Origin of the sequence: Trebonia sp. (genome assembly GCF_049794275.1) — a bacterium.
In the GTDB taxonomy this organism is placed as follows: Bacteria; Actinomycetota; Actinomycetes; order Streptosporangiales; family Streptosporangiaceae; genus Trebonia.
The window spans coordinates 1-3,756 of record NZ_JBARCR010001031.1 but is presented as its reverse complement, the minus strand read 5'-3'; the positions used below and the strand labels follow the sequence as shown (position 1 = coordinate 3,756).

Annotated in this window: 3 protein-coding genes; 2 read left to right on the top strand and 1 reads right to left on the bottom strand. The window is 67.5% G+C overall.

Going from position 1 to position 3,756, the window contains the following annotated elements; genetic code table 11:
• The first annotated feature begins 138 nt into the window (after positions 1-138).
• Together WA805_RS25885 and WA805_RS25880 are read left to right on the top strand one after the other, a co-directional pair.
• On the top strand, positions 139-1,122 hold the full coding sequence (locus tag WA805_RS25885) for an ABC transporter ATP-binding protein (RefSeq protein WP_425243652.1): 984 nt from the start codon (positions 139-141) through the stop codon (positions 1,120-1,122).
• Positions 1,119-2,279: a hypothetical protein gene (locus WA805_RS25880; RefSeq protein WP_425243651.1), complete on the top strand. Its 1,161-nt coding sequence runs from the start codon at positions 1,119-1,121 to the stop codon at positions 2,277-2,279. The genes WA805_RS25885 and WA805_RS25880 overlap by 4 nt, the downstream gene beginning before the upstream one ends.
• A gap of 13 nt (positions 2,280-2,292) precedes the next feature.
• Here WA805_RS25880 and WA805_RS25875 read toward each other — a convergent pair.
• Positions 2,293-3,756: MFS transporter (locus tag WA805_RS25875; RefSeq protein ID WP_425243650.1), on the bottom strand; the 1,464-nt coding region annotated here is incomplete at its 5' end.

Sequence of the window (3,756 nt, the reverse complement as noted above, 5' to 3'; positions counted from 1 at the left end):
GCCCCCGGGACCGCTAGGACCGCGGTTTGCTCGGTGGTTGACGGTTACTGCTACATGAGTAGAGTTAGCGCTCGTGCAGCGTAACAGTCCCGCGCCCGCACAACCGCTGGAGTGAGGCGTAATGGGGATGTTCATCGGATGATCACAACGGCTGTCCCGCGCGCCCCCGGCAAGCTGGCCGCCGAGAACCGCTGGGCCGTGGAGACACACGGTCTCACCAAGCGTTTCGGGGCGAATATTGCCGTGAACAGTGTTGAGCTCCTGGTCCCCCGGGGATCGGCGTTCGGCTACCTCGGCCCCAACGGCGCCGGCAAGACCACGCTCATCCGGGTGCTGCTGGGATTGACCCGCGCTGATGCTGGCACGATGTCCCTGCTCGGATACCCGGTCCCGCAGCATCGCGACGCGGCGCTCGCTCGCGTTGGCGCCATCGTCGACGAACCCCGGTTCCACTGCCATCTCACGGGCAGGCAGAATTTGCGGCTGCTCGCCGCGGCACGCGAACCGGCCGCGCGGGACCGCATCGGGCCGGCACTGGAGCGCGTCGGCCTAGCCCACCGCGCCGACGACCGGGTCTTCGAGTACTCGATGGGGATGCGCCAGCGGCTGGGGGTCGCCGCGTGCCTGCTGGGAGACCCACAGCTGCTCCTTCTGGACGAGCCGATGAACGGGCTCGACCCGGCCGGAATGGCTGCGATGCGTGACATGATCCTTTCGATGGTGGCCGAGGGCCGCACCGTCGTGTTGTCCTCCCACCTCCTCGACGAGGTGGAGCGGACCTGTGACGCTGTCGCCATCGTGGATCACGGCAGCATCATCCAGCAGGGACCGATCTCCGAGCTGCTGGCGGGGGCGCCGCTCGCGCTTCAGGTCGAATGCTCCGAACCCGGCCGGGCCTGCGCCCTGCTCGCGGGCATCACCCTCGGTGCCCGCGTCGAGGCCGTGCCATCGGTGCTGGGACTGGAGATCACGCTGCCCGCGGGCACGGGTCGCGACGTGATCGCCGAGATCAACCGCGTTCTCGTCGCAGGCGGAACTTCTGTCTACCGGCTCCAGCCGGTCCAGACCTCGCTCGAATCGTGGTTCCTGCGAGTCACGAGCAGAGTAGGAGATCCGGAATGACAACCCTGCCCGCCCGCGGCGCAGACCAGGCACTCCAGATGGCGCCCGCCGGTCACTCCCGCGACCGCCGGGGATCTCCGATTCCTACCGCCGGCATGATCGCCACCAGAATCATGGAGCTGCGCAAACGACGCGGCCTCATGATCGCCCTCATCGTGATGAATATCGGTCTCCCGGCAGTCTTCCTCCTCATTCGCCTGCTCGCCCATGCGTTCGCACCGTACGCCAACCCACCCGCTGGCGGCTCCATGATCTTCGTGGTGCTGGCCGCCGGCTTCCTGCCCACCTTCGGCTTCATCGTCGCCACCACGGCGGGCTGCACGGCGGGATCGCGTGACCTCACCGAAGGAATGTTCCGGCACCTGGTCGTCACCGGCCGGTCCCGGCTGGCGCTGTACCTAGCCAGGATCCCCGCCGGATTGGCGATCGTCGTGCCGCTGGTCGCGATCGGCTACACGATCGTCTGCGCGGTATGTGTCTTTGCCGCCCCGGCCTTTATCGATGACTCGAACGTGAACATACCTCCCGGTCTGTCCCGCGCCGGCTTCGAGCACTGGGCCCGGGACCACGCCGAGCCGATCATCTGCTCTCTCGGCAACGGGCCGGTTCCGGGGAATGTCGCGTGCCCCGGCCCGCCTCCCTGGTCGAAGTCAGCGGTCACTCCCGGCCAGGCAGCGCCCGCCGCGGTGGAAGCCCTGGCCATCAAGATCGCCAAGAACGACTACCCCGGCTACACCGCGATTTCCCGCTACCCGCCGAACTCGCTCATGATCGAGGCCGGGCTGTGGATCGAGCTTCAGGCGGCCGTCGTATTCATCGTCGGACTCGGGCTCGCCTCGCTCATGGGGCAGCGAACCGTCCCAGTGATCTTGCTGATCGTGTTCCAGATAATCCTGACGCCGATCCTTTCCGCGATCAGCATCCCGCATCTGCAGGACCTGCAACGCTCACTCGTCGGGCTGGCCGTAGCGCACCTGGAACCCTCCGGGCTGCCGATGGCAGCCGCGCTGCCGGGGGTAACCGGGGGCGTCGGGCGCCCCGGCGCCGCGCAGGCACTGCTGCCCGAGTCGGCCACCCAGGCCGTCTGCGTCATCCTCGCCTGGCTGGCATTCTGGACGATCCTCGGCGCATGGCGAATGATGACCAGGGACGCCTGAGAAACCGGGCGAGTCAGCCCAAGGCCATCTGTTCGCCGGAGCCCGATTGCTGGGGGTCTGGCAGGCGCATCATGCGGAACGAGATGAGCAGCCCGGCCAGACCAGCGAGGATGGGTATCAGCAGCGCCACCTGAAGGGCGAGGTGCCTTGCCTGGGTGTTGATCTTGATGATCTCGTCCTGCGTCTTCTGCGGCTGGCCGGCAAGCTGCTTCTCGAGCTGGGTGTTGCTGACGACTTCGGCGTCATGCTCCAGGACCTTGGCCACCTGCTGCTGCTCGGCCCCGGAAAGCACGGTGCTCGACTGGGCCATGCTGGTGAAGCTGACGGACAGCACCGCCAGCAAGATGGCGCCGGCGAACGCCAGCCCGAACGACAGGCCGAACGACCCTCCCGCCGAGTTCACCCCGGCCGCCTCGCTGACGCGTTCCTCCGAGATCGGGGCCAGCGTGTAGTTGTTGAGCTGGGAGACTAGCAGGCCCAGCCCCGATCCGGCGATCATCAACGGCACCACCAGGTACCAGCCTGAAGTCGCCCGGGGCACGATCGGCTCCACGACGACTATCCCGATCGTGAACAGCGCGAACCCCGCCCGGATGAGGCTCGCCGGACGCCGCTTCCCCCCTCTTCTGCCGGCGAGCAGGGCCACCGCGAACATGCTCAGGGAGAGCGGGGCGATGGACAGGCCTGCTCCCATCGCGCTGTACTCGAGCACGATCTGCAGGTAGATCGGCAGCGCGATCATCGTGCCGCCCAGACCGATCTGCTGTAGCAGCTGCCCGGAGACCCCGAACCTGAACAGCTTGGCCTTGAACAGGTCCGGGTCCAGCAACACCGCCTTTCCCGCACGCTTGCGCCGCACCAGCCACCACGCCAGGGCCCCGAGCGAGACCGCCCCGAGCGCCAGCAGCAGGCCTACCGCCTCACCGCCTTCTTGCCACACGAGGATGCCCAGGACGATGCCGCCCATGCCCAGGACGGACAGGACGGCACCCACTACGTCCACGCGCCGCGATCCGGTGTATTCCACGTCATGGATCAGCCTGATGCCCGACAGCACGACCGCGATGATGACGTCCTCAAGCAAAAACGCGATCCGCCACGACAGGTAGGTCGTGATGAACCCTCCGAGCAGCGGGCCGACGGCGGCGGCGATCGCGGCCGCGGCTCCGACCAGCGCATAAGCCTGCCGTTGCGCCGCGCCCTGAAAGTTGCCGTGGATGAGTGACTGCATCGCCGGCAGCAGCAGCGATGCGCCGAGCCCGCCCACGATCGCCCAGAAGACGATGACCGTGGTCAGGCCCTGCGCCAAAGCCATGGCAAGGGCGCCGATCGCGTAGCCGAGCAGGCCCAGCACGTACGCGCGCTTGCGCCCGATCAGATCGCCCACCTTGCTGCCGATCAGGATGAACGCCGCCGACACCAGCGCCTCAAGCGCGATCGCGGACTGAACCCCGCTGACGGTCGTATGCAGATCGTG

Bases quoted from the DNA above. Each gene is read 5' to 3' on its own strand.
- WA805_RS25885 (WP_425243652.1), top strand. From the start codon at position 139: ATGATCACAACGGCTGTCCCGCGCGCCCCCGGCAAGCTGGCCGCCGAG.
- WA805_RS25880 (WP_425243651.1), top strand. From the start codon at position 1,119: ATGACAACCCTGCCCGCCCGCGGCGCAGACCAGGCACTCCAGATGGCG.